Consider the following 3,386-nt stretch of genomic DNA (forward strand, 5'->3'; position numbering starts at 1 on the left):
ACAGGGAAGTTGCTAGTTAAAAGGCTTTAGCCAGGAATCTTACTAGCTCTTAGCCTGTCTATATGGTATTTTAGTAATGATAAACCAAGAGGCACTTGTAAAGAACATTACTATTTGTATAAAAAAACATATAACTTTGAAAAAAACAAAAACACAAGTCATGGCTTATGTAAAAATCTGGGTTCATATTGTATGGACTACCAAAAACAGAGAACCTGTATTAACTAACCCTAAGAGAAAATTATTATTTTCTCATATGAGAGAAAACGCCAGATTAAAAGGGATATATCTTGATTTTATTGGTGGTTATTTGGAACACATTCATTGCCTGATTAGCCTAAACTCGGATCAGACCATAGCGAAAACCATTCAATTAATAAAAGGTGAATCAGCATATTGGTTTAATCATAATATAAAAAAAGGGAAAAAACTTGAGTGGCAAGATGAATATTTTGCTGTATCGGTGAGTGAATCTGCTGTAAGTGCTGTAAGGTCATACATAAAAAATCAAGAGCAACATCATAAGAAAAAGACCTTTCAGGAAGAATATGATGATATTATGCAAAAATTTGGTTTTTCTAAGTTTCCCGGCTAAAGCCTTGCAGGTTTTGAGAGTTGCTGAAGACCACGCCATGAATGGCGTGGTAAGTTATACCTTAAGCAAGCTTTGCTTACAGCATTTGAGAAAATAACTTGCAGCGTCACTTATGGCGGTGATTTGAAAGGGGGCTTGCTAAATAGGGCTTATCGCAATGCCATGGCGATCCACAAATTCAAAAAACCAATACCAAACGGAGAAACAAACTTTACAATGTGCCATGCAGGCATAAAAAATCTTAAACAATCCACCCTGCCAAATGTTATACTTTATGAACACCAAAAATTAAAAAAAATGAATATGTATTTAAAAATCTTAGCACTAATAACCGTAGTATTATTTGCAACAGCATGCAATAATGCTCAAAACACCAAGGAAAAGAAGGAAGCTAACAAAGAGCAAGCAATTAAAGAAGATATGACTGCATTGAAAGATGAATTCAAAGGTGTAGGCGATGCCATTGGTGACCTGTTTAAAAACGAGCAGGATAACTTTAAGGAATCTGCTAATGAATTATTAAGTGATATTGAACGGAAAATTGATAAAACAGAAGCGAAGTTGGGCGACAATGAGAAGGACTCAAAATTAAAAAAACAGCTCATGAAGCTTCGTGAAAAATCAGATGAGCTTGAGTCGAAAATCAATGAAATGGATGATTCCGCAGAGGAACAATGGGCTCAAACCAAAGATGATGTTGAGAAAAAATTCAATGAGCTTAAAAAAGAAATTGAAAACCTATAGACTTAAGTATGATAATTAATTAAGTCACACAACTTACATTGCAAAAGAGCCGGTGGAATTAACCAACCGGCTCTTAATGTTTACAATAGCGAAAAAAGTCATTTTTTTAGATTAAAAAAAGCATTATATTTGACTTATGTCTGTATTTATCTACAATAAGCTCTCTCATGAAATAGGCAAATGTCTGTTTGAATGCTGGATTTGCTGATTCCCCGCGTATTTACATTTCTAACTCACCCGTGTTTTTAAAGCCATTTATTAATCATCCATGTAACATTCAATGGAAGGAATCATATTTGATATCAAGCATTTTGCTGTGCACGACGGGCCAGGAATCAGGCAAACTATTTTCTTCAAAGGTTGCCCTATGAGTTGTTGGTGGTGCCATAATCCGGAGAGCCAGAATCCGGCACCGGAAAAGTGCATAAAAACCAATAAACTTGGAGATCAGCGTTTCTCAAAAGAGCAACAAATCGGTTACAAAATCGAAACTAAGGAACTCATGGAAACCATCCTTGGCGACCAGGTTTTTTTTGAAGAATCTAATGGAGGTGTAACTTTTTCAGGAGGAGAACCACTAATGCAACCAGCATTCCTGGAAGAAGTACTGAAACAATGCCGAAAAGATAATATCCATACAGCACTTGATACGACAGGATACACCAACAGTTCAAGGTTTAAATCTATCGCCGACAAAGTGGATTTATTCCTCTATGACCTGAAATTGCTAAACAATAAACAGCATTTGGAATATACAGGCGTGCCTGTTAAACCAGTATTAGACAACCTGAAATGGCTTGATGAAAATGGAATAAACACACGGTTGCGATTTCCGATTATTCCCGGAATAACCGATACAGAAGAAAATATTCTTGCCGTGCTTGAATTAATGAGTTCTTTTAAGTCGATAAAGCACATTGATTTGCTGCCCTACCACAATATTTCAAACAGCAAATACGAACGATTCCGTAAAATGAATCGCATGGGCGATACCCGGGCTATGGATGAAAAAGAACTGGCACCACTCAAAGCACAATTTGAGCAAACAGGCTTTTCTGTCACTATTGGGGGATAATATCTTCAATACAAATGCAATTTCATACTTCAATCAAAACCAGCACAACATGACACCCAGAATATCAAAACTACGCACACAAAGTCTCGAAGCCGAAAACCGGCTCTCTGGCGAACGCGCCCAACTTATAACCAGATTTTATAAAGAAATGGAAGGAATAGACCTCCCAGCCCCTATAAAAAGAGCACGGGCCTTTAAGTACCTGCTGACTCACAAAGCCATTTGTATTAACGAAAATGAACTTATTGTTGGAGAGCGTGGGCCGGCTCCAAAAGCCACACCAACCTATCCGGAGGTTAGTCTGCATTCATTACAGGACCTGGATATTTTGCATAACCGGCCCAAAGTAGGCTTTACGGTTGATGCTGAAACCCGGGAATTATACAAAAACGAGATTATACCTTACTGGAAAGGTCGTTCTATGCGCGATAAAATTTTCGGCAGACTCCCTGAAAACTGGCATAGCGCATATGAAGCAGGCATTTTCACCGAATTTCAGGAGCAAAGAGCGCCCGGGCACACTGTAGCCGGTAAAAAAATCTTCCAAAAGGGCCTTCTTGACCTTAAGGAAGAAATAGCAGCAGCACTCAATAATCTAAATATCAAAAACAACCCGGCAGATGACCACAAAAAAGATGAGTTGGAGGCCATGGATATTGCTGCTGATGCCGTGATAATGTATGCACACCGGCATGCAGCCAAAATTGAAGAATTGATAACCACCACACATGATGAAAACAGAAAGAAAGAGCTCAGGCATATGGCCGATATCTGCCGTAAGGTACCGGCCAATGCTCCGGAGACTTTTCACGAAATGCTTCAACACTATTGGTTCATCCACCTTGGGGTGATCACTGAAGTAAATCCCTGGGACTCTTTTAATCCCGGAAGACTAGACCAACACCTTCATCCACTCTACCAGCAAGAAATAAGCAACCAAACCTTAACCGATAGTGACGCCAAAGAATTGCT

The 3,386-nt window shown here is 38.6% G+C and carries 4 protein-coding genes; all 4 read left to right on the top strand.

Annotation, left to right across the window (positions count from 1 at the left end):
• Positions 1-136: 136 nt before the first annotated feature.
• On the top strand, positions 137-595 hold the full coding sequence (tnpA, locus tag VJ937_RS01955) for an IS200/IS605 family transposase (protein WP_324065238.1): 459 nt from the start codon (positions 137-139) through the stop codon (positions 593-595).
• 303 nt (positions 596-898) lie between these two features.
• Complete coding sequence (locus VJ937_RS01960) at positions 899-1,339, top strand: hypothetical protein (protein ID WP_324065239.1); 441 nt, start codon at positions 899-901, stop codon at positions 1,337-1,339.
• Positions 1,340-1,619: 280 nt separating this feature from the next.
• Positions 1,620-2,414, top strand: coding sequence for a glycyl-radical enzyme activating protein (locus tag VJ937_RS01965; protein ID WP_324065240.1), 795 nt, complete (start codon positions 1,620-1,622; stop codon positions 2,412-2,414).
• A 49-nt stretch (positions 2,415-2,463) separates the two neighbouring features.
• Positions 2,464-3,386, top strand: a 923-nt coding sequence (locus tag VJ937_RS01970; protein WP_324065241.1) for a pyruvate formate lyase family protein, incomplete at its 3' end; no start/stop codon positions are given.

The organism is Salinivirga sp. (assembly GCF_035268865.1).
In the GTDB taxonomy this organism is placed as follows: Bacteria; Bacteroidota; Bacteroidia; order Bacteroidales; family Salinivirgaceae; genus Salinivirga.